Source organism: Streptomyces sp. NPDC101219 (assembly GCF_044767675.1).
Classification (GTDB): Bacteria; Actinomycetota; Actinomycetes; order Streptomycetales; family Streptomycetaceae; genus Streptomyces.
Genome location: NZ_JBIWOK010000008.1, coordinates 96,995 through 118,593, shown reverse-complemented (window position 1 = coordinate 118,593; position 21,599 = coordinate 96,995). Strand labels below are relative to the sequence as shown.

Sequence of the window (21,599 nt, the reverse complement as noted above, 5' to 3'; positions counted from 1 at the left end):
TACTCGGGGGGTGACCGAGTACCAGCCTCCGGGTGATCCCGGTGCCGGACCCGGCTCCGGCGCCCGGCGTGCGCCGGACCCGGAGCACACCCCGTACGACGCCGTCGTCCTCGCCGGCGGTGCCGCCCGGCGGCTCTCCGGCGCCGACAAGCCCGGGGTGCGCGTGGGCGGGCGGGCCCTGATCGACCGAGTGCTCGCCGCGTGTGCCGGCGCCCGCACCACCGTGGTGGTCGCCGATCCCCGGCCCACCGCACGGCCCGTCGTGTGGGCCCGGGAGGAGCCGGCCGGCGGAGGCCCGCTGGCCGCCCTCGACGCGGGACTGCGGCACACCGGCGCCGACGTGGCCGTGCTGCTCTCGGCCGACCTGCCCTTCCTCGGCCCGCACGCCGTGGAACGGCTGGTCACCGCACTCGACGCGAGCACCGCCGACGGTGTCGTGCTCACCGACGCCGAGGGCCACGACCAGCCGCTCGTGGCCGCCTACCGGACCCGTGCCCTGCGCCGTGCACTGGCCGCCCTCACCGACCGGCACGGCGGCCTGACCGGGCTGCCGCTGCGCCGGCTGACCGCCGCGCTCGACCTCACCCGCCTCTTCGACCCGGTGGCGTCGTTCGACTGCGACACCTGGGACGACATCGCCGCCGCCAGGGCACGCATCAGGGAGCATGGACACGTGCTGGATGAATGGATCTCCGCAGTCAAGGACGAGCTGGGCATCGACCTGGACGTCGACACCACCCTGCTGCTCGACCTGGCCCGCGACGCCGCACACGGCGTGGCCCGGCCCGCGGCACCGCTGACCACCTTCCTCGTCGGCTATGCCGCCGCCCGCGCGGGCGGCGGCCGGGAAGCCGTCGTCGACGCGGCCCGCAGGGCGGCGGCCCTCGCCGACCGCTGGGCCGCGGAGGACACCGGGGACGACCCGCCGACGCCGCCCCCCGGCACCACCCCCGGGGCGGCGCCCGACGACGACGCCCCCGGCACCCGCCCGGACGCGGGATGACCGCGCACCGCACACGGGGCAGCCAGGACGCCGACGACCTCGACGTCGAGGAGGTGCTCGCCCTCGTGAAGGACGACCCCGGCCCGGCCGGACGCCCGCCCGCTCCCGCGGCGGACCGGCGGCCCCCGCGCGACGAGCCCGCCCGCGCACCCGGCCGGCGCGCCCACGCCACCGCCTGGGCCGAGGCCCGTGCTCTGGCCGAGCGCGCCGGGCGTCCCGGCCGCACCGGACGGCGCGCCCCGGTGTCCGTCCCGCTCGACACGGCCCTCGGTCTGACCCTGGCCGCCCCGCTGGCGGCCCTCACCGACCTGCCCTCCTTCGACACGTCCGCCATGGACGGCTGGGCCGTCGCCGGCCCCGGGCCGTGGCAGGTGCGGGACGAGGGGGTGCTCGCCGGGCATGCCGCGCACGCGCCGCTCACCGACGGCGAGGCCGTCCGTATCGCCACCGGCGCCCGGGTCCCCGCGGACACCACCGCGGTGCTCCGCAGCGAACACGGCCGCGCCGACGCCCAGGGGCGGCTGCACATCGACGCGGACCACGCACCGCACACACTCGCCCACGGCCAGGACATCCGCCCCCGCGGCCAGGAGTGCCGCAGCGGGGACCAGCTCCTGGCCGTCGGCACCCTGGTGACCCCGGCCGTGCTCGGGCTCGCGGCGGCCGCCGGGTACGACACGCTCACCGTCGTCCCCCGCCCGCGTGCCGAGGTGCTCGTCCTCGGCGACGAACTGCTCACCGAGGGGCGGCCGCACGACGGCCTGATCCGGGACGCGCTCGGCCCGATGCTGCCGCCGTGGCTGCGGGCGCTGGGCGCCGAGGTCACGGCCGTCCGCCGGATCGGCGACGACGCGGCGGCGCTCCACGACGCGCTCACCGCGTCCGAGGCCGAGGTCGTCGTCACCACCGGCGGCACCGCCGCCGGGCCCGTCGACCATGTCCACCCCACCCTGCGCCGCATCGGCGCCGAACTGCTCGTGGACGGGGTCGCGGTGCGCCCCGGCCACCCCATGCTCCTGGCCCGCGTCCACGACACCCAGCACCTCGTGGGCCTGCCCGGGAACCCGCTCGCCGCTGTCTCGGCGCTGCTCACGCTCGCCGAGCCCCTGCTGCGGACCCTCGCGGCGCGCCCCGCGCCCGAGCCGTACACCGTGCCGCTGCGGGACGCGGTGCAGGGGCATCCGCGCGACACCCGGCTCGTGCCCGTCGCCCTGCGCGGAGACCACGCCGTGCCGTTGCACTACAACGGTCCGGCCATGTTGCGCGGTGTCGCGGCGGCGGACGCGCTCGCGGTGGTCCCGCCGGGCGGTGTGCGGCCCGGGGAGGAGGCGGAACTGCTCGATCTGCCGTGGGCGGCCGGCGGAATCGGGGTGTGTTTCACGTGAAACTTCCGGGCCAGGACGCCATCGCCCGCCAGGCGGACGAACACCTGGTGACCCATCGGGTGACGCTGCCCAGGAAGGTGGTGGAGCACCCGATCCGCCAGGTCGCCAAACGGCTGTCGGTGGCTTTGGTGGTGCTCGTGGTGACGGCGCTGGTCGTCTACGTCGACCGCGACGGCTACACCGACAACGCCGACGGCACGGTCGACCTGCTCGACGCGTTCTACTACGCGACCGTCACCCTCTCCACCACCGGATACGGCGACATCACCCCGGTCAGCGACGCGGCCCGGCTCACCAACATCTTCGTCATCACGCCGCTGCGCGTGCTGTTCCTGATCATCCTGGTCGGCACCACCCTCGAGGCCCTCACCGAACGCACCCGGGAGGAGTGGCGACTGAACCGCTGGAGGTCCACGTTGCGTGATCACACCGTCGTCGTCGGATTCGGCACCAAGGGCCGTTCGGCGATCAAGACCGTCTGTGCGACGGGCCTCCGCAAGGAGCAGGTCGTGGTGGTGGACCCCAGCGCCAAGGCGATCGAGGCCGCCGCGGCCGACGGCTACGCCGGGGTCGTCGGGGACGCGACCCGCAGCGAGGTGCTCAAGCGTGCCGAGGTGTTCCGGGCGAAGCAGATCATCATCGCGACCCAGCGGGACGACACCGCCGTCCTGGTCACGCTGACGGCCCGCCAGCTCAACCGGGGCGCGAAGATCGTGGTCGCCGTGCGCGAGGAGGAGAACGCCCCGCTGCTGAAGCAGTCCGGCGCCGACGCGGTCATCACCAGCGCCAGCGCGGCCGGCCGGCTGCTCGGCCTCTCCGTGCTCAGCCCCGCCGCCGGCATGGTGATGGAGGACCTCATCCAGCAGGGCACGGGACTCGACATCGTCGAACGCCCCGTCATAAAGGCCGAGGTGGGCAAGACACCGCGGGAGATCGACGACCTCGTGGTGAGCGTGCTGCGCGGTCACCGCGTCCTCGGCTACGACGACGCGGCCGTAGGCACCCTGGAACTGACGGACCGGCTGATCACCATCGTGCGGGTCACGCAGGGCCGGCAGGTCGCCCCGGACATGCGTCCGCTCCCCCGGGACTGACGCGGGCCCCGCTCCTCCGGGACTGACGCGGGCCCCGGCGTCGCCGGGGCCCGCGTCAGTCGGAAACGGCGCGTGCGGCGCTACTTGCGGTTGTACAGCCGCATCGTGATCGGGCCGAAGACGAGCACGAACAGGCCCGCCCAGCCCAGCGACCAGGCGATCTCGCCGGCCGGCCAGTCGCCCGCCATCAGCCCCCGCACGGCCGAGGCCAGGTGGGTGACCGGGCTGTTGTTGACGAACGCCTGGAGCCAGCCCGGCATGGTGGAGGGGTCCACGAAGACGTTGGACAGGAAGGTCAGCGGGAAGATCACCATCATGCTGACGCCCATCACCGACTTCTCGGTGCGCAGCATCAGGCCGAACATCGTCCAGATCCACGAGAAGGCGAACGCGAACAGCACCAGCAGCGCGATCCCGGCGAGCACACCGGCCACCCCGCCGTCCGGCCGGTAACCGAGGATCATGCCGACGGTCAGCATCACGACGGACGCCAGGGTGTAGCGCAGGGCGTCGCCGAGCAGGTAGCCGACCATCGTCGACGGCCGCCAGATCGGCAGGGTGCGGAAGCGGTCGAAGACACCCTTCTCGATGTCCGTGTTGACCGAGACCCCGGTGTACATCGTGATCATCACGACCGACATCACCAGGATGCCCGGCAGCAGGAACTGGATGTACTCCTTCGGCGAGCCGGCCAGCGCCCCGCCGAACAGGTACGTGTACATCAGCACCATCATGATCGGGAAGGCGGTGACGTCGAAGAGCTGCTCGGGCACGTGCTTGATCTTGAGGACGGCGCGCCAGCCGAAGGTCAGCGAGGCCGACCACGCGCTGGGCCGCGGCGGACGCTCCTTGGCGACCAGCAGCTCGGCGAGCGAATCGGTGCTGACCGGGGCGAGTTCGATGCTCTCGGTGGTCGTCGTGGTGCTCATGCCGGCACCTCGTCCTTCTGGTCGTCGGCCCCGGACGCGGGCCGGGGGCCGGGCTCGTGGGTGTCGTGCCCGGTGAGGGCCAGGAAGACCTCGTCCAGGCTGGGCTGGCCGAGCGAGAAGTTGTCGACGGTGATGCCGGCCCCGGCCAGTTCGCTCAGGGCGCGGGCGGCCTGTTCGGCGGCGGTGTCCTCGCCGGCGGCGCTGCTCAGGCGGGCGGTCAGCGCCACCGGGTCGGCGTCGGCCTGCACCCGGGCGTCGAAGGCGCGGCGCAGGAGGTCCGCGGCCAGCGGCCGCTGGTCGGGGTCGCGCAGCCGCAGATGCACCGAACCGGCACCGACGGACGCCTTCAGCTCGCCCTTGGTGCCCTCCGCGATCACCCGGCCGCGGTCGATGACGGCGATCCGGGACGCGAGCTGGTCCGCCTCGTCCAGGTACTGCGTGGTCAGCAGGACCGTGGTGCCCTGGGCGACCACCGCGCGGACGATGTCCCACACCTGGTTGCGGCTGCGCGGGTCCAGGCCGGTCGTCGGCTCGTCCAGGAACAGCAGGTCGGGCGTGTTGAGGATGGACGCGGCGATGTCGATGCGGCGGCGCATGCCGCCCGAGTAGTGCTTGACCTGCTTCCCGGCCGCGTCCGTGAGGCCGAACGCCTCCAGGAGCTGGGCGGCGCGCGTGTGGGCGGCCTGTTTGCGGTGCCCGAGGAGGCGGGCCAGCAGGACCAGGTTCTCGGTACCCGTGAGGTCCTCGTCCACGGAGGCGTACTGCCCCGTGAGGCTCACCCGGGACCGCACCTCGTCCGCCTCGCGCACGACGTCGTGGCCGAACACCCGGGCCTCGCCGCCGTCCGGCCGCAGGAGCGTGGCGAGCATCTTGACGGTGGTGGTCTTCCCGGCGCCGTTGGGGCCGAGGACCCCGTACACCGTGCCGACCGGCACCGTGAGGTCGACCCCGTCGACGGCCCGTGTCTCACCGAACGTTTTGACCAGGCCCGTGGTCTCGATCGCCAGGCCGGACGATTGCGTGCTCATGCTCGGTTCCTTCCGCATGCGTGCGTCACGCAGGATCAGACCTACACCGTCGCGCGAAGTCATCGCTGCCGCACATGCTTTTTCGGCACTTCGGTCCTACGGCGGACCGCCGTCCGCCCGGAGGTCCAGGACGGAGGACCGTGGCGGAGTACCGTCGCCCTCATGTATGCGATCACGATTCCCGAACCCGGTGGACCCGGGGCACTGGTCTGGGACGAGGTCCCCGACCCCGAGCCCGGCGAGGGCGAGGTCCTCGTCGAGGTGGTGGCCGGGGCCGTCAACCGGGCCGACATCCTGCAGCGCCAGGGCTTCTACAACCCGCCGCCCGGCGCATCGCCGTATCCCGGTCTGGAGTGCTCCGGGCGGATCACCGCCCTGGGGCCGGGAGTGACCGGCTGGGCCGTGGGCGACGAGGTCTGCGCCCTGCTCTCGGGCGGCGGCTACGCCCAGAAGGTCGCCGTACCGGCCGGGCAGCTGCTCCCCGTGCCGGAAGGGCTGGACGTGCGGCAGGCCGCCGCGCTGCCCGAGGTGACCTGCACGGTCTGGTCCAACGTGTTCATGATCGCCCACCTGCGTCCGGGCGAGACGCTGCTGGTGCACGGCGGTTCCAGCGGCATCGGCACCATGGCGATCCAGCTGGGCAAGGCGGTCGGGGCCCGGGTCGCCGTCACCGCCGGCACCAAGGAGAAGCTGGAGCGCTGTGCCGAGCTGGGCGCCGACGTCCTGATCAACTACCGCGAGCAGGACTTCGTGGCCGAGGTGGAGAAGGCCACGGACGGTGCGGGAGCGGACGTCATCCTCGACAACATGGGTGCCAAGTACCTGGACCGCAACGTCCGCACCCTCGCCGTCAACGGCCGCCTCGCGATCATCGGGATGCAGGGCGGCGTCAAGGGCGAGCTGAACATCGGTGCCCTGCTCACCAAGCGCGCCGCTCTCAGCGCGACCTCTCTGCGGGCCCGCCCCCTGGCGGAGAAGGCGGCGATCGTGGCCGCCGTACGGGAGCACGTCTGGCCGCTGGTGGCCGGCGGCCACGTCCGTCCGGTGATCGACCGGGAGATCCCCATGTCCGACGCCGCCGCGGCCCACCGGGTGGTGGAGGACAGCGGCCACATCGGCAAGGTCCTGCTGATCGCCCCGGCCTGACCGCCGGCGCGGGTCGGCGGCCGCCCGGCGCGGGGTGTCCCGCCCGGTGCGGCGCCACGGGTACGCGGCTGCACGCGTGCCCCGGTCGCTGCGGCGCCGTCGGTGCCGTGCCGGGTGTCGGGGCGCGGAGCGTGGGCGGGCACCGGTCCGCGCCACGCCCGCACCGTCGCCCGGTCCGCCTCACGCCCGCATGGTCGCGCGGTCCGCCTCACGTCTGCATGGTCGCCCGGTACGCCTCACGCCCGCATGGTTGCCCGGTCCGCCTCACGCCTGCATGGTCGCCCGGTACGCCTCACGCCTGCATGGTCGCCCGGTACGCCTCACGCCCGCATGGTCGCGCGGTCCCCCCACGCCCGCATGGTTGCCCGGTCCGCCTCACGTCTGCATGGTCGCCCGGTCCGCCTCACGTCTGCATGGTTGCGCGGTCCCCTCCCGCCCGCATGGTCGCCCGGCCCGCCCCACGCCCGTACCGTCGCCCGGCCGCCTGCCGGCCCGGCGCGCCGGGCCGCTCCGGCCCGTCTGCCGGCTGGTGGCGAGCGGCCGGCCGGCTCCGCCCAGGGCACGGACCGTACCCCGCGGCCCCGCCCGGTGGCGTGCAACGGCGGCACGGGGTACAGCGGTACAGCGGTACAGCGGTACGGCCTGCGGCCCTACCGCCCGGGTCGCTGCCGTGCCGTTGTCCATGCCGTGTCGAGCGCAGCGTCCCGCCCCCGCGCGTGCCGTCGGCCAGTGCCGTGCTGTGGTGGTCCGACCCGGCGGGCTGCCCTCACGCCGCCAGCGCCGCCCGCCCCCTCCTCACCCCGGCGACTGCCGCATGCGCAGCCCGATGAAGGCGAGGCCGAGGCCCAGGCCGATGAGGACCAGGCCGCTGCCCAGCGGCAGGATCCGCAGGACGGGCTCGACGGGGCGGCCGGGGCCGCCCAGGGCGTTCGGCGCCGTCGTCGACGCGGAGGGCATCGGCACGGCGGCCTCCGACGCCGGTGCCCGGGCCGCCGCGTCCGCCGCGGAGGACGCCTCGGGGGCGGGCGTGCCGTCCCGCTGCCCGGGCGGCTCCTCCCGGCCGCCGGCGGTTTCCGGCGGCCGGGTGTCCGGAGACGTGCTCGCGCGCGGCGCGTCCGCCGTGGGGGACGCGCCGTCGTCCCGGCGGTCGTCGGCCGTACCCCTCGGCGCGTCGGGGTCCGGGCGCCGTCCGGGCCGCTCACGGCCCTCTCCGGGGCGGGCCCCCGCCCGGGACGGCTCGGCGGAGGGCGACGGGGACGACGACGGGGAGGCGGACGCTGCGGCGGGACGGTGCTGCGCCGGTCCGGCGCCGGTGCGGCCCTCCTCGCGGGCCGGTGCGTGCGGGCCCGGTCGCCCGCCCTCGTCCGGGTCCGGTCCGGCACGGCGGACACCCCGTCCGCCCCCGTCGGCCGCACCGGGTGCCCGGTCGTGCGCATGGGCCACGGACGCCCCGACCGGCATCACACCGGCGCCCCAGGGCACCACCGTGCCCATTCCCAGGGCGATCCCCGTCCCCAGGACGACACCCGCTCGCAGGGCGGCCGCCGCCCCGTTCGCCCGCACTGCACGCAGCCATGGAGTCACGACCGTGACCTCCCGCGCCGACGGGTGCGCGGGCACCGTCGGCAGAGTTGGGCCGGATGGACCCCAAAAGATTCGCATTTTCTGGCATTCCCGGCATGCCGGGCGGTGCCGGTCGGCTGAATCGTGACCTTCCGACCGGGGAACCCGGGCCCCGTCCGCCCAGGAGCCCGGGCCCCGCCGGGCCGGTCCGCGGGGGCACCACCCGAGCGGGGCACGGGGTGCGAGAGAATGGCTGCATGGAGATGCCGAGGAACGAACGGTCACCGGAGAAACCGCAGATCCTGGTCGTCGGCCAGGACGGCATGGCGCTCGGCGGTGGCACCGGGGACGAGGACTCCCGCGAGACCCCGGTGACGGAGCAGGTCGAGCAGCCCGCCAAGGTCATGCGGATCGGCAGCATGATCAAGCAGTTGCTGGAGGAGGTGCGCGCCGCGCCTCTGGACGAGGCCAGCCGGGCCCGGCTCAAGGAGATCCACGCCAGCTCGGTCAAGGAGCTGGAGGACGGTCTGGCCCCCGAACTGGTCGAGGAGCTGGAGCGGCTCTCCCTGCCCTTCACCGACGAGGCCACCCCCAGCGACGCCGAACTGCGGATCGCGCAGGCGCAGTTGGTGGGCTGGCTGGAGGGTCTGTTCCACGGGATCCAGACCACGCTGTTCGCCCAGCAGATGGCGGCGCGTGCCCAGCTGGAGCAGATGCGCAGGGCGCTCCCGCCCGGTGCCGGCGACGGCCAGGAGGACCCCCACCTCGGCGGTCGCTCGGGCGGCCCGTACCTGTAACGGCCCGCCGACCGCCCGGACAACAGGAAGGGGCCCGGATCTCCGGGCCCCTTCGCCGTCCGTGCTGCCGGGCCCGGGACTTGCCCCCGGCCCCGCCCGGTCAGGGCGGGTTGCCCGTGGAGACCTTCAGGGTGATCTCCGGCATGTCCTCGGGGTCGACATCGGTGCCGGCCGGCGGGAACTGCTCGCGGACCGAGCCCTCGCCGTAGACGTTCTCGTCCACGTTGACGATCTTCAGGTCGCCCCAGCCGGCCGCCTGGAAGCACTCCTTGACCGACTTGATGTACTTGAACTTGAAGTTCGGGAGCCGGATCTTGTCGGGGTCGTTGTAGGACTCCTGCGGCTCCTCGCACTCCTCCTTGTCGATCGTCTTCGAGGTGTCCGGCCCGCGGTAGCCCTCCGCCTTGGTGGCGGACGCCGACGGTGAGCTGCCGCCGCCCTTGTCCTCCTCACCGCCGCCGCCGTTCAGCGTCAGCGCGGCGATCAGGCCGCCGACCGCGAGCACGGAGACGGCGATCGAACCGATGATCACCGGCCGGTTGCTCCGCCCGCCGCCCTGGCCGCCCGGGGCGCCGGCCTGCGGGGAGATCGTGTACGGCGCGGGGGTCGACGGCCCCGGCTGTGAGGAGTAGGCCGCCGGGTGCGGCGTCGCGTACCCACCCTGCTGCGGGTAGCCGTACGACGGGGACGGCGCCGGAGTGCCGTACGGGTGCGGTGTGGGCGCGGGGCCGGGCTGGTACGGGGTCTGGACGTTGCCCGACTGCGCCTGGTTGGTCTGGTCGACCGGCGGGAACACCGCGGAGCCGACGCCCGAGCCGGCGGGCGCCTGCGTGCCGGGGACGATGCTCGGCGGGGCCGCCTGGAAGGACTGGCCGACCCGCAGGCACTCCCCGCGCATCGCCTCGGCGCTGGGGAACCGCTCGTTGGGGTTCTTCTTCAGGGCGCGGGCGATCAGCGCGTCCACGGCCGGGGGCAGCGAGCGGTTGATGGAGGAGGCGGCCGGCGGCTCCTCCTGCACGTGCGCGTAGGCGATGGCCAGCGGGGAGTCGGCGTCGAACGGGAGCCGCCCGGTGACCAGCTGGAACAGCATGATGCCGACCGAGTACAGGTCGGAGCGCGCATCGACGCCGCGGCCGAGCGCCTGTTCCGGCGAGAGGTACTGCGGGGTGCCGACGACCATGCCGGTCTGGGTCATCGACGTGACGCCGGACTGCATGGCGCGGGCGATGCCGAAGTCCATGACCTTGACCACGCCGCGCTTGGTCATCATGACGTTGCCCGGCTTGATGTCCCGGTGGACCAGGCCCATTTCGTGGCTGATCTCCAGGGCGGCGAGCACGTCCGCGGTGATCTTCAGGGCCTTGTCGGCGGGCATCGCGCCCTGCTGGCGCACGTCCTCGTCGAGCACCGAGCCCAGCGGGCGTCCCTCGACGTACTCCATGACGATGTACGGCGTGGTCATGCCGTCGACGTCGTCCTCGCCGGTGTCGAAGACCGACACGATGTTGGTGTGCGTGAGCTTCGCCACGGACTGCGCCTCGCGGCGGAAGCGCTCACGGAAGGCCTGTTCCCGGCCGAGTTCGGTGTGCAGTGTCTTGATGGCGACCTGACGGTCGAGCACGCTGTCGTAGGCGAGGTGGACGGAGGCCATGCCGCCCTGGCCGAGCAGGTCCCGCAGTTGGTAACGTCCGCCGGCGAGCGACCGTCCCGCGTGGTGGCCCTGTGCGCCGTCCTGGCTCATGTTCCGCTTCCCCCGTAGCCTCTCCGGCGCCGTCGTCGGTGACCGATCCGTCGTAGATCCCATGTGCTATTCCCGGCCAAGTCTGCCGCAGGTCACCGACACGTCAAGCGCGGTGCCCGTTCCGTGACCGTACGCGAAAGAAGCGTCGCGGAAGCGTTACAGCAGGCGTACGGCCGGTACACGGGATTTGCACGACAGTACGGAGTGCGGGTTTCATGACCGGTCCGTCTCGTCCCGGTCCCGGCAGCCCGTCCCGGACCGAAGGCTTGCGCAAAGGCTGTAGCGTGGCTCGACGGAGAGACCGTGACAACACCGCGCGTACCGCGGGCAGAAACGACGGCGAGGACTGATGGCACAGCAGCAGCGCGCCCAGGGCCCGTCCGACCCCGAGGCGACTGGCGGCGGCATGTCGGACGCGCCGGACAACTGGGGCAACGGCGGGCTCGTGGGCGACGGCCGGTACCGGCTGACGCACCGGCTCGGCCGGGGCGGCATGGCCGAGGTGTTCGCCGCCGAGGACGTGCGTCTGGGACGCACCGTCGCCGTCAAGCTGCTGCGTTCCGACCTCGCCGAGGACCCGGTCGCCAAAGCCCGTTTCACGCGCGAGGCGCAGTCGGTGGCCGGCCTCAACCACCATGCCATCGTGGCCGTGTACGACTCCGGCGAGGACGTCATGGGCGGCCAGCCCGTGCCGTACATCGTCATGGAGCTGGTCGAGGGCCGCACCATCCGCGATCTGCTGATGAACGCCGAGGCGCCGGGCCCCGAGCAGGCGCTGATCATCGTCTCCGGTGTCCTGGAGGCGCTCGCCTACTCGCACCAGCACGGCATCGTGCACCGTGACATCAAGCCCGCAAACGTCATCATCACCAACAACGGCGCCGTGAAGGTGATGGACTTCGGCATCGCCCGCGCCCTGCACGGCGCGTCCACGACGATGACGCAGACCGGCATGGTCATGGGCACCCCGCAGTACCTCTCGCCGGAACAGGCGCTCGGCAAGGCCGTCGACCACCGCTCCGACCTGTACGCCACCGGCTGCCTGATGTACGAACTCCTCGCACTGCGGCCCCCGTTCACGGGCGAGACGCCGCTGTCGGTGGTGTACCAGCACGTCCAGGACATCCCCACGCCGCCGTCCGAGGCGTCCGACGTCTCCCCGCCGGAGCTGGACGGGCTGGTGATGCGCTCGCTCGCCAAGGAGCCGGACGACCGCTTCCAGACCGCCGAGGAGATGCGCGGACTGGTCCAGTACGCGCTGCAGATGCTCTACGACCAGGGCGGCCACACCGGCACCTGGAACACCGGCCCGGTCGACATGCACGACGGCCGCAGCACCCCGGCGGGCGGCTTCGCCGGCACGGCCGTGATGCAGCACCCCGACGCCGCGGGCACCACCGCGATCCCGCAGCCGATCCTGCCCGCCGGGTACGGCGGCGGGGACGACGGCGGCTTCGAGGGCAACGGCAACCGGGGCGGCGGGCGCGGCAAGCTGTGGGTCCTGGCCGTGCTCGCGGTGATCGCCATCGCGGCGGGGGTCGCGCTGGCGCTGAACAACACCGGTGACAAGGGGGGCGGCGACCGGCCCGAGAAGTCCCCGACGACGTCCCAGACCACCGAGGACGAGAAGGCCAGCGAGAGCCCCAGCGACGACGCCAGCGAGGCGCCGAGCCAGGACACCGACACCGGCACCGGCACGGGTTCCGGCGGTAACTGGACGCCGACCCAGCAGCCGACGCAGCAGCCGACGCAGCAGCCCACCCAGGACCCGACGGGCGACCCGACGGGCGAGGACCCGACGACGCCGGACGACCCGACCACGGAGCCGGAGGAGCCGACGACGCCGCCTGCGACGCAGCCGACGGGGGGCGGCGCCGCAGAGGGCGCCACCGGCGGCGGGGAGGACGGCGGCGGCACCGGAGACGGCGGCCTCTGACCGCCCCCCGCACGGGTTCAGTCCACGAACGCGTCGCACACCGCGTCGTACTCCCGGGTCCACCACACGGCCAGCGCGGCCGCGGCGGGGAACTGGCCGTCCGCGCGGGTGTCGGCGCGTTCGTAGTGCCAGCGCAGCATCCAGAAGTCGTTGAGGCGCTCCCACCAGACCCGGTGGACGGCCGCCGCCAGGTCCGAGGGTGTGGCCGCCGAGGCGCCGCGGTAGGCGCGGGCGAACGAGCGCACCCGGGGCAGGTCGAGGGTGCCCGCGGGCCGCACGAAGAAGATCGCCGCGGCCCGGACCGCCTCCTCCGCACGGGGCTGCACGCCCAGCCGGTCCCAGTCGACGATCGCGGCGGGCGCGTCCCCCCGGTAGAGCACGTTGAACGGGTGGAAGTCGCCGTGCACCCACCCCACGGCACCGCCCCGCGGAGGCCGCCGGTGCGCGTGGCGCTCCAGGAGGACGCGGCGCTCCAGCAGCCGGTGGCGGGCGAGCGCGTCGAAGGAGTCGGCGGGCCGGTGGCGGCGTACGCGCGCGAGCAGGTCGTCGATGAGGGCCAGGGTGTCGGCCGGGTCGGCGCTGCGGGCCGGGGCGGCGGCCGTCCTGCCGTGGGCCGGCATGACGCGCTCCAGTCCGGCGTGCACCGCGCCGAGCAGCGCCCCCAGCCGCCCGCACTGGGCCGGGGAGAGCTGCCCGCCGTGCCGGTGCCGGCCGTCGATCCACGGGTGCAGGGCGAAGGCGTGGCCGCCGACGACCACGACGGTGCGCCCGTCCCGCGCGGGAAGCGGCGGAGCGACCGGGACACCGAGGCCGGCCAGGCGCAGCGTGGCCCGGTGCTGCCGGGTGATCGCGGCCGGGTCGGCCGTCTCGGGGTCGAAGTGGTGCTTCAGGAAGTAGCGGCCGCGGCTCGTGCACAGGCGGTAGCCGCGGTTCAGCAGCCCCTCGTCGACGGGTGCACAGGAGACGGCGGAACCGGCGGCGTACCGGCGGAGCAAGGCGCGCAGCGGGGGCGCGTGCGGTACGGGCGGTGGTACACGGAGTTGCGACACGCGCCGGATGCTAGGGGAACGCGCGCCCCCGTGAGCTGCGCGATGTCACACTCAGTCGTTTCCGGTCGCACTCCGTGCTCGTTCTGGCGTCGACGGAACGGCTCGGCTCTTCCCGAGTCCGGGGTGGCCGGGATAACGTGCCGTTGCTCCGGCCTCCTGCAAGGCTGTGACCAGTGCACCTTCCCGACCTTCCCGATTTACTTGGAAATCCAAGCAAAATCCCAGGTCAGGTGGGGTTTCACAGAAATGTGTCGCACTGGGTAACGTGCACATTGCAGGGCGCTCGCCGGGGCACCTGTCACGCCTGTTCCCGGTCGAGTGGCACCCACCCCGTGCCCGGTGGCCGAAAACAGGTGAGCCTTCCCCGCTCCTGAGCGGGGAGGACCCCCAGGTCACCCGGCAACCCCGGGGGCCGGACCGACGGAGGAGCACACGTGACCGTGGAGAGCACTGCCCCGCGCACACCGCGACGCAGCGCCGGAAGCAAGGCCGGCGCCACCGGCACCAAGGGCGGCGCCACCGCCAAGAAGGCCACCGGTGCCGCCAAGAAGGCCACCACCGCCAGGAAGGCGGCGGGTGCCGCACAGAGCGCCGAGCCGGCCCTCGTCCAGCTGCTGACGCCCGAGGGCAAGCGCGTCAAGAACGCCGAGTTCGACCCGTACGTCGCCGATATCACCGCCGACGACCTGCGCGGGCTGTACCGCGACATGGTGCTCACCCGTCGCTTCGACGCCGAGGCCACCTCGCTGCAGCGCCAGGGCGAGCTGGGCCTGTGGGCCTCGCTGCTCGGGCAGGAGGCGGCACAGATCGGCTCCGGCCGGGCGCTGCGCGACGACGACTACGTCTTCCCCACCTACCGCGAGCACGGCGTCGCCTGGTGCCGGGGGGTCGACCCCACCAACCTGCTCGGCATGTTCCGCGGTGTGAACAACGGCGGCTGGGACCCCAACAGCAACAACTTCCACCTGTACACGATCGTCATCGGCTCCCAGACGCTGCACGCCACCGGCTACGCGATGGGCATCACCAAGGACGGCGCGGACAGCGCGGTCGTCGCCTACTTCGGCGACGGTGCCTCCAGCCAGGGCGACGTCGCCGAGGCGTTCACCTTCTCCGCGGTCTACAACGCCCCGGTCGTCTTCTTCTGCCAGAACAACCAGTGGGCGATCTCCGAGCCGACCGAGAAGCAGTCCCGGGTGCCGCTGTACCAGCGCGCCCGCGGCTTCGGCTTCCCGGGCGTGCGCGTGGACGGCAACGACGTCCTGGCGACGCTCGCCGCCACCAAGTGGGCCCTGGAGCGGGCCCGCAACGGTGAGGGCCCGACCCTGCTCGAGGCGTTCACCTACCGCATGGGCGCCCACACCACCTCCGACGACCCCACCCGCTACCGCCACGACGACGAGCGGATCGCCTGGGAGGCCAAGGACCCGCTCCTGCGCCTGCGCCGCCATCTCGAGCTCGCAAACCACGCGGACGAGGGATTCTTCGCGGAACTGGAGACCGAGTCCGAGGCGTTGGGCAAACGAGTGCGCGAAGCGGTCCGTGCCATGCCGGACCCGGACCACTTCGCCATCTTCGAGAACGTCTACGCGGACGGACACGCCCTCGTCGACGAGGAACGGGCGCAGTTCGCCGCCTACCAGGCGTCCTTCGCCGACGCGGACGGGGGTAAGTGACATGGCAGAGAAGATGGCCCTGGCCAAGGCGATCAACGAGTCGCTGCGCCGCGCCCTGGAGACGGACCCGAAGGTCCTCGTCATGGGAGAGGACGTCGGCAAGCTGGGCGGCGTGTTCCGGGTGACGGACGGGCTGCAGAAGGACTTCGGCGAGAGCCGCGTCATCGACACCCCGCTCGCCGAGTCGGGCATCGTCGGCACGGCGATCGGCCTGGCCCTGCGCGGCTACCGCCCGGTGGTGGAGATCCAGTTCGACGGCTTCGTCTTCCCGGCCTACGACCAGATCGTCACGCAGCTCGCGAAGATGCACGCCCGAGCGCTGGGCAAGGTCAAGATGCCCGTCGTCGTGCGCATCCCCTACGGCGGCGGCATCGGCGCGGTGGAGCACCACTCCGAGTCCCCGGAGTCGCTGTTCGCGCACGTCGCCGGACTGAAGATCGTCTCGCCGTCGAACGCGTCCGACGCGTACTGGATGATGCAGCAGGCCATCCAGAGCGACGACCCGGTGATCTTCTTCGAGCCGAAGCGGCGCTACTGGGACAAGGCCGAGGTCAACACCGACTCGATCCCCGGCCCGCTGCACACCGCGCGCGTGGCCCGCGAGGGCACCGACCTGACGCTGGTGGCCTACGGCCCGATGGTGAAGCTCTGCCAGGAGGTCGCCGACGCGGCCGCCGAGGAGGGCCGCTCCCTGGAGGTACTGGACCTGCGCTCGGTCTCCCCGATCGACTTCGACGCGATCCAGGCGTCCGTGGAGAAGACGCGCCGCCTGGTCGTCGTCCACGAGGCACCGGTGTTCTTCGGTTCCGGCGCGGAGATCGCCGCGCGGATCACGGAGCGCTGCTTCTACCACCTGGAGGCTCCGGTCCTGCGGGTGGGCGGATACCACGCGCCGTATCCGCCGGCCCGCCTGGAGGAGTCCTACCTCCCGGACCTGGACCGGGTGCTCGATGCCGTCGACCGCTCGATGGCGTACTGAGGAGGGGGTCGTGACGACGATGACGAACGCGTCCGTACGCGAGTTCAAGATGCCGGACGTGGGCGAGGGCCTCACCGAGGCCGAGATCCTCAAGTGGTACGTCCAGCCCGGTGACACCGTCACCGACGGCCAGGTGGTCTGCGAGGTCGAGACGGCGAAGGCGGCCGTCGAACTGCCCATCCCCTACGACGGTGTGGTCCGCGCCCTGCACTTCCCGGAGGGCACCACGGTCGACGTGGGCACGTCCATCATCGCGGTGGACGTCTCCGGCGGCGCGGCCCCGGCCGAGGAGGCGGCGCCGCCCGCGCCGGACACCGCGGCGGAGCCCGCGCCGGAGCCGGAGCCGAAGGGCTCGGGCCGCCAGCCCGTGCTGGTCGGCTACGGCGTGGCCACGTCCTCCACCCGCCGCCGCCCGCGCAAGCCGGCGGCCGGCGCCCAGCCGGAGCTGAACGGCCACACCCCGGCACCTGCCGCCGCGGCGGAACCGGCACCGGCACCCGCCGCCGGACCGGTCGACGGGGGGCAGCGCCCCCTGGCCAAGCCGCCTGTGCGCAAGCTGGCGAAGGACCTCGGCGTCGACCTCACCACGGTCGTGCCGACCGGCCCGGACGGCATCATCACCCGCGACGACGTGCACGCGGCGGCACAGCCGAAGGCCCCCGAGCCCCAGGCGCCCGCCACCACCGCCCCGGCACCGGCTCCCGCGCCGGCCGCCCCGGCACCGGCGGCGTACGACACCGCCCGCGAGACCCGCGTCCCCGTCAAGGGCGTGCGCAAGGCGACGGCGGCGGCGATGGTCGGCTCGGCCTTCACCGCGCCCCACGTCACGGAGTTCGTGACGGTCGACGTCACGCGCACGATGAAGCTGGTCGAGGAGCTCAAGCAGGACAAGGAGTTCGCCGGTCTGCGGGTCAACCCGCTGCTGCTGATCGCCAAGGCCCTGCTGGTCGCGATCCGCCGCAACCCGGACGTCAACGCCTCCTGGGACGAGGCGGCCCAGGAGATCGTGCTCAAGCACTACGTGAACCTGGGCATCGCGGCGGCCACCCCGCGCGGCCTGATCGTCCCGAACATCAAGGACGCGCACGCCAAGACCCTGCCGCAGCTCGCCGAGTCCCTCGGTGAACTGGTGTCCACGGCACGGGAGGGCAAGACCTCCCCGTCCGCGATGCAGGGCGGCACGGTGACCATCACCAACGTCGGCGTCTTCGGCGTCGACACCGGCACGCCCATCCTCAATCCCGGCGAGTCCGCGATCCTCGCGGTCGGGGCGATCAAGCTCCAGCCGTGGCTCCACAAGGGCAAGGTGAAGCCGCGTCAGGTCACCACCCTCGCCCTGTCCTTCGACCACCGCCTGGTCGACGGCGAACTCGGCTCCAAGGTCCTGGCCGACGTGGCCGCGATCCTGGAACAGCCGAAGAGGCTGATCACCTGGGCCTGACGGCCACGATACGGGTGGGTTGACGCCGGAGGGGCGCCGCAAGTCCGAGTTGCGGTGCCCCTCCTGTCGCTGGATCAGCTCTCGACGACGCCGGAATCCGCGATCTTGACCGACTTGCTGGTGCGACCAGAGGAACTGCCCAGGCCTTCGATTGTGTCCACGAGGTCCTGGCCTTCGACGACCTCGCCGAAGACGACGTGCTTGCCGTCCAGCCACGAGGTGACGGCCGTGGTGATGAAGAACTGCGAACCGTTGGTGTTCGGGCCCGCGTTCGCCATCGACAGCAGGTACGGGCGGTCGTGCTTGAGAGTGAAGTTCTCGTCGTCGAACCTCTCGCCGTAGATGCTCTTCCCGCCGGTGCCGTTGCCCCGGGTGAAGTCACCGCCCTGCAGCATGAAGTCCGGGATCACGCGGTGGAAGGGCGAGCCGGCGTAACCGAAGCCGTGCTGGCCGGTGGCCAGCTCGCGGAAGTTCCGGGCGGTTTTCGGGACGACCTCGTCGAAGAGTTTGAAGACGATGCGGCCGGCCGGCTGACCGTCGACCGTGATGTCGAAGAAGACGTTGCTCATGATCCACGTCCTATCACGTCGAGTGCGGAAGGACTGCGTCATCCCTGTCGGTCAGGTCGTTCGCCGGCCGGGCCGTACGACGCCGAGGGGCCCACCCCATGGGTGAGCCCCTGTGCGTGATCCGTGGCCGCCGGCGGCGGGGTCAGATCTTGCCGAAGCCGTAGCCCAGGAGCTTCTTGGCGTCCTTCTCGCGCTGGGCGCCCGAGGAGGAGGCGAGGACGGTGCCGATGACCGTCTTGCCGTTCCGCGTGGCGGCGAAGACCAGGCAGTACTTCGAGACGGAGCCGGAGCCGGTCTTCACGCCGATCGTGCCGCTGTAGTTGCTGAGCAGCGTGTTGGTGTTGGTCCACGGCGCCATCGTGCGGGTGCTGCCCGTCTTCGTCTTCGTCTTGGCCGTGTACTTCTTGGTCTTGACGATCGAGCGGAACGTGGAGTTCTTCATCGCGCTGCTGGCGATCTTCGTCAGGTCGCGCGGCGTGGAGTAGTTGTTGCCGTTGCCGATGCCGTCGAACGAGTCGAAGCGGGTGTTCTTCAGGCCCAGCTTCTTCGCGTCGGCGTTCATCTTGCCGACGAAGGACTTCACGCGGGCCGCACGGGTCGTGCCCGAGCCGAACTTGTCGGCGAGGGCGTAGGCCGCGTCGCAGCCGGACGGCAGCATGAGTCCGTAGAGGAGCTGGCGCACCGTGACCTTGTCGCCGACGATCAGGCGGGCGGAGGAGGCGTTCTTGGAGACGATGTAGTCGCTGTAGGCCTTCTGGATCGTGACCTTGGCGTCGAGGTTCAGGTTCTTCTGCGCCAGCACGACCTTCGCGGTCATGATCTTCGTGGTGGAGCCGGTCGAGCGGCGGATGTCCGCGGACTTGCTGTACAGCGACTTGCCGTTCCCGTTGTTCATCACGTAGCCGCCCTTGGCGACGATCGTGGGGACGGCGGCGGCCTGGGCGGGTGCAGCGTAGAGGGCTCCGGAGGCGATCACGGCGCCCGTCGTCAGGGCCACGCCGACGGCTCTGCTCAGACGGATGCCCTTAATGCCGGTTTTCAACTGAGGTACCCCGATTACCGTGAATGGCCGTACGGTGCGGCCGAGTTGAGGGTGCGGCCGGTAAGGGGGCCGCACGTGTCTGACTCACGTCGGGGGGTGATGGTTGTGCGGGTGTCGTGAAAAGCCCGGGGTCGTCACACTCCGGCTGCTCGGTCCGCATCGTGGAACGGGTTCCGGGATGTGTCCCTGTTGTATCTATCCTGTCGGCATGAGCCTGGCCGACGTGAAGCAACCCCCTGCCGCCGACCGCGTCTACACCCATGTCAAGCAGGGCGTCCTGGAGCGCCGGTACGAGGGCGGGACGCTCCTCACCGAGGGGGAGCTCGCCGGGGCCGTCGGGGTCTCCCGTACGCCCGTGCGCGAGGCGCTGCTGCGGCTTCAGGCCGAGGGCCTGATCCGGCTCTACCCGAAGAAGGGCGCCCTGGTGCTGCCCGTCTCCGCGCAGGAGATCGCCGACGTCGTCGAGACCCGGCTGCTCGTCGAGGAGCACGCGGCACGCAAAGCCGTACCCGCGCCGCCCGCGCTCGTGGAGCGCCTGGAGGAGCTGCTGGCGCGCCAGAAGGAGCAGGCCGCCGCCGGGGACTTCGCGGCGGCGTCCGTCACCGACCGCTGCTTCCACGCGGAGATCGTCCGCAGCGGCGGCAACGAGATCCTCTCCCGCCTCTACGACCAGCTGCGCGACCGCCAGCTGCGGATGGGGGTGGCCGTCATGCACTCCCACCCGGACCGCATCGCCAAGACCCTCGCCGAGCACGAGGAGATCCTCCGGGCCCTGCGCTCGGGCGACGCGGAGGCCGCCGTGGGCGCCGTCCACCGGCACGTCGGCTGGTTCTCGCACCTGGCCCGGGGCGAGGTGCGATGAGCGGCACCGACCGGACCGCCGCCGCCCGGCCGGCCGATCCGCCCGGAGGGCGGCGCGCCCTCGCCGTATGGGGGATCGGCGTCTCCGTCTACTTCGTCGCGGTCATCTTCCGCACCTCGCTGGGCGTGGCGGGGCTCGACGCTGCGGACCGCTTCGACGTCAACGCCTCCGCCCTGTCCACGTTCTCCATCCTGCAGCTGATGGTCTACGCGGGCATGCAGATACCCGTCGGCCTGCTGGTCGACCGGCTCGGTACGAAGAAGGTGCTGGGCATGGGCGCCGTGCTGTTCACGGTGGGGCAGCTGGGCTTCGCGCTGTCCCCGTCGTACGGGATGGCGCTGGCCGCGCGGGTGCTGCTCGGCTGCGGCGACGCGATGACGTTCATCAGTGTGCTGCGGCTGGGCACCCGGTGGTTCCCGGCCCGGCGCAGCCCGTTCGTCGCGCAGATGGCGGGCCTGGTCGGCATGGCCGGCAACCTCGTGTCCACGCTGGTGCTCTCCCGGCTGTTGCACGACATCGGCTGGACGGCGGCCTTCGGCGGCAGCGCGCTCGCCGGTGCCGTGGTGTTCGTGCTGGTCGTGCTGTTCCTCAAGGACCATCCGGAGGGGCACGCCCCGGAACCGGTGAGGCAGCAGGGTGTCGCCTATGTGCGCCGCCAGATCGCGGCCTCCTGGCGGGAGCCGGGCACCCGGCTCGGCCTCTGGGTGCACTTCACCACCCAGTTCCCGGCGATGGTGTTCCTGTTGCTGTGGGGCATGCCGTTCCTCGTGGAGGCGCAGGGGCTGTCCCGGGCCACCGCGGGTGAGCTGCTCACGCTCGTGGTGCTGTCCAACATGGCCGTCGGGCTCGTCTACGGCCAGGTCGTCGCCCGGCACCACGGGGCCCGGCTGCCGCTGGCGCTGGGGACCGTCGGGGTCACGGCGCTGGTGTGGGCCGCCACGCTCGCCCATCCGGCCGCGACCGCGCCGATGTGGCTGCTCGTCGTGCTGTGCACGGTGCTGGGGGCCTGCGGACCGGCGTCGATGATCGGCTTCGACTTCGCCCGGCCCGCCAACCCGCCCGAGCGGCAGGGCACGGCGTCCGGGATCACCAACATGGGCGGCTTCATCGCCTCGATGACCACCCTCTTCGCCGTGGGCGTGCTGCTGGACGCCACGGACGACGACTACACGGTCGCCTTCTCGTCCGTCTTCGTGCTCCAGGCGCTCGGCGTCAGCCAGATCCTGCGGCTGCGCCGCCGGGCGGTGCGCCGCGAACGGGAGCGGCTGGTGGCGAGCAGGGTGGAGACGCAGCACGTGCCCGTCTAGGGCTCCGGTGAAAGGGCTCCGGTGCGGGTGCCGTCCGCGGGCACCCGCACCC

The 21,599-nt window shown here is 72.6% G+C and carries 18 protein-coding genes; 11 read left to right on the top strand and 7 right to left on the bottom strand.

Annotated elements, in window-relative coordinates; translation table 11 throughout:
* Nucleotides 1–10: 10 nt before the first annotated feature.
* The 3 genes from ACIRPP_RS17700 to ACIRPP_RS17690 are packed head-to-tail and all read left to right on the top strand — an operon-like array spanning nt 11 to nt 3,482.
* Entirely contained in the window at nt 11–1,003 is a 993-nt protein-coding gene (locus tag ACIRPP_RS17700; RefSeq protein ID WP_403643335.1) for an NTP transferase domain-containing protein, read from the top strand.
* Nucleotides 1,000–2,388, top strand: coding sequence for a molybdopterin molybdotransferase MoeA (locus ACIRPP_RS17695; protein WP_403643333.1), 1,389 nt, complete (start codon nt 1,000–1,002; stop codon nt 2,386–2,388). The genes ACIRPP_RS17700 and ACIRPP_RS17695 overlap by 4 nt, the downstream gene beginning before the upstream one ends.
* The gene (locus ACIRPP_RS17690) at nt 2,385–3,482 is read left to right on the top strand and encodes a TrkA family potassium uptake protein (protein ID WP_192233104.1); all 1,098 of its coding nucleotides are present in this window, start codon (nt 2,385–2,387) and stop codon (nt 3,480–3,482) included. The genes ACIRPP_RS17695 and ACIRPP_RS17690 overlap by 4 nt, the downstream gene beginning before the upstream one ends.
* 80 nt (nt 3,483–3,562) lie before the next feature.
* On the opposite strand, the gene ACIRPP_RS17685 is transcribed toward ACIRPP_RS17690, so the two are convergent.
* Nucleotides 3,563–4,411: an ABC transporter permease gene (locus tag ACIRPP_RS17685; RefSeq protein ID WP_403643330.1), complete on the bottom strand. Its 849-nt coding sequence runs from the start codon at nt 4,409–4,411 to the stop codon at nt 3,563–3,565.
* On the bottom strand, nt 4,408–5,439 hold the full coding sequence (locus ACIRPP_RS17680; protein ID WP_403643327.1) for an ATP-binding cassette domain-containing protein: 1,032 nt from the start codon (nt 5,437–5,439) through the stop codon (nt 4,408–4,410). Before ACIRPP_RS17680 ends, ACIRPP_RS17685 begins: the two co-directional genes overlap by 4 nt.
* A gap of 162 nt (nt 5,440–5,601) precedes the next feature.
* Here ACIRPP_RS17680 and ACIRPP_RS17675 point away from each other — a divergent pair, with 162 nt between their 5' ends.
* Entirely contained in the window at nt 5,602–6,585 is a 984-nt protein-coding gene (locus ACIRPP_RS17675) for an NAD(P)H-quinone oxidoreductase (protein ID WP_403643324.1), read from the top strand.
* 795 nt (nt 6,586–7,380) lie between these two features.
* Here the strand turns inward: ACIRPP_RS17675 and ACIRPP_RS17670 are convergent.
* The gene (locus tag ACIRPP_RS17670; protein ID WP_403643321.1) at nt 7,381–8,205 is read right to left on the bottom strand and encodes a hypothetical protein; all 825 of its coding nucleotides are present in this window, start codon (nt 8,203–8,205) and stop codon (nt 7,381–7,383) included.
* Nucleotides 8,206–8,405: 200 nt separating this feature from the next.
* Here ACIRPP_RS17670 and ACIRPP_RS17665 point away from each other — a divergent pair, with 200 nt between their 5' ends.
* Nucleotides 8,406–8,945: a bacterial proteasome activator family protein gene (locus tag ACIRPP_RS17665; protein ID WP_164338445.1), complete on the top strand. Its 540-nt coding sequence runs from the start codon at nt 8,406–8,408 to the stop codon at nt 8,943–8,945.
* Nucleotides 8,946–9,045: 100 nt separating this feature from the next.
* On the opposite strand, the gene ACIRPP_RS17660 is transcribed toward ACIRPP_RS17665, so the two are convergent.
* Nucleotides 9,046–10,686 (bottom strand): protein kinase, encoded by a 1,641-nt coding sequence (locus tag ACIRPP_RS17660; RefSeq protein WP_403643318.1) that lies wholly within the window; start codon nt 10,684–10,686, stop codon nt 9,046–9,048.
* A 349-nt stretch (nt 10,687–11,035) separates the two neighbouring features.
* Between ACIRPP_RS17660 and ACIRPP_RS17655 the strand changes: the two genes are divergently transcribed.
* Nucleotides 11,036–12,622: a protein kinase gene (locus ACIRPP_RS17655; protein WP_403643315.1), complete on the top strand. Its 1,587-nt coding sequence runs from the start codon at nt 11,036–11,038 to the stop codon at nt 12,620–12,622.
* Between the two features lie 17 nt (nt 12,623–12,639).
* Here ACIRPP_RS17655 and ACIRPP_RS17650 read toward each other — a convergent pair whose 3' ends face one another.
* The gene (locus ACIRPP_RS17650) at nt 12,640–13,671 is read right to left on the bottom strand and encodes a phosphotransferase (RefSeq protein ID WP_403643312.1); all 1,032 of its coding nucleotides are present in this window, start codon (nt 13,669–13,671) and stop codon (nt 12,640–12,642) included.
* Between the two features lie 434 nt (nt 13,672–14,105).
* On the opposite strand from ACIRPP_RS17650, the gene pdhA reads away from it, so the two are divergent.
* From pdhA to ACIRPP_RS17635, 3 genes are read left to right on the top strand one after another with little or no spacing between them, the layout of a single operon-like run.
* The gene (pdhA, locus tag ACIRPP_RS17645; protein WP_403643309.1) at nt 14,106–15,347 is read left to right on the top strand and encodes a pyruvate dehydrogenase (acetyl-transferring) E1 component subunit alpha; all 1,242 of its coding nucleotides are present in this window, start codon (nt 14,106–14,108) and stop codon (nt 15,345–15,347) included.
* A 1-nt stretch (nt 15,348) separates the two neighbouring features.
* Nucleotides 15,349–16,326, top strand: a complete 978-nt coding sequence (locus tag ACIRPP_RS17640) for an alpha-ketoacid dehydrogenase subunit beta (RefSeq protein WP_403643307.1) — start codon at nt 15,349–15,351, stop codon at nt 16,324–16,326.
* A gap of 10 nt (nt 16,327–16,336) precedes the next feature.
* Nucleotides 16,337–17,767, top strand: a complete 1,431-nt coding sequence (locus ACIRPP_RS17635; protein WP_403643304.1) for a dihydrolipoamide acetyltransferase family protein — start codon at nt 16,337–16,339, stop codon at nt 17,765–17,767.
* A 74-nt stretch (nt 17,768–17,841) separates the two neighbouring features.
* Here ACIRPP_RS17635 and ACIRPP_RS17630 read toward each other — a convergent pair whose 3' ends face one another.
* Together ACIRPP_RS17630 and ACIRPP_RS17625 are read right to left on the bottom strand one after the other, a co-directional pair.
* Nucleotides 17,842–18,339 carry a peptidylprolyl isomerase gene (locus ACIRPP_RS17630; RefSeq protein WP_403643947.1) on the bottom strand — a complete coding sequence of 166 codons (498 nt, stop codon included), beginning with the start codon at nt 18,337–18,339 and terminating at the stop codon, nt 17,842–17,844.
* A gap of 139 nt (nt 18,340–18,478) precedes the next feature.
* The gene (locus ACIRPP_RS17625; protein ID WP_403643301.1) at nt 18,479–19,378 is read right to left on the bottom strand and encodes a D-alanyl-D-alanine carboxypeptidase family protein; all 900 of its coding nucleotides are present in this window, start codon (nt 19,376–19,378) and stop codon (nt 18,479–18,481) included.
* 208 nt (nt 19,379–19,586) lie between these two features.
* On the opposite strand from ACIRPP_RS17625, the gene ACIRPP_RS17620 reads away from it, so the two are divergent.
* Nucleotides 19,587–20,240: a GntR family transcriptional regulator gene (locus ACIRPP_RS17620; protein WP_403643298.1), complete on the top strand. Its 654-nt coding sequence runs from the start codon at nt 19,587–19,589 to the stop codon at nt 20,238–20,240.
* On the top strand, nt 20,237–21,547 hold the full coding sequence (locus tag ACIRPP_RS17615; protein ID WP_403643295.1) for a nitrate/nitrite transporter: 1,311 nt from the start codon (nt 20,237–20,239) through the stop codon (nt 21,545–21,547). Before ACIRPP_RS17620 ends, ACIRPP_RS17615 begins: the two co-directional genes overlap by 4 nt.
* Nucleotides 21,548–21,599 lie beyond the last annotated feature (52 nt).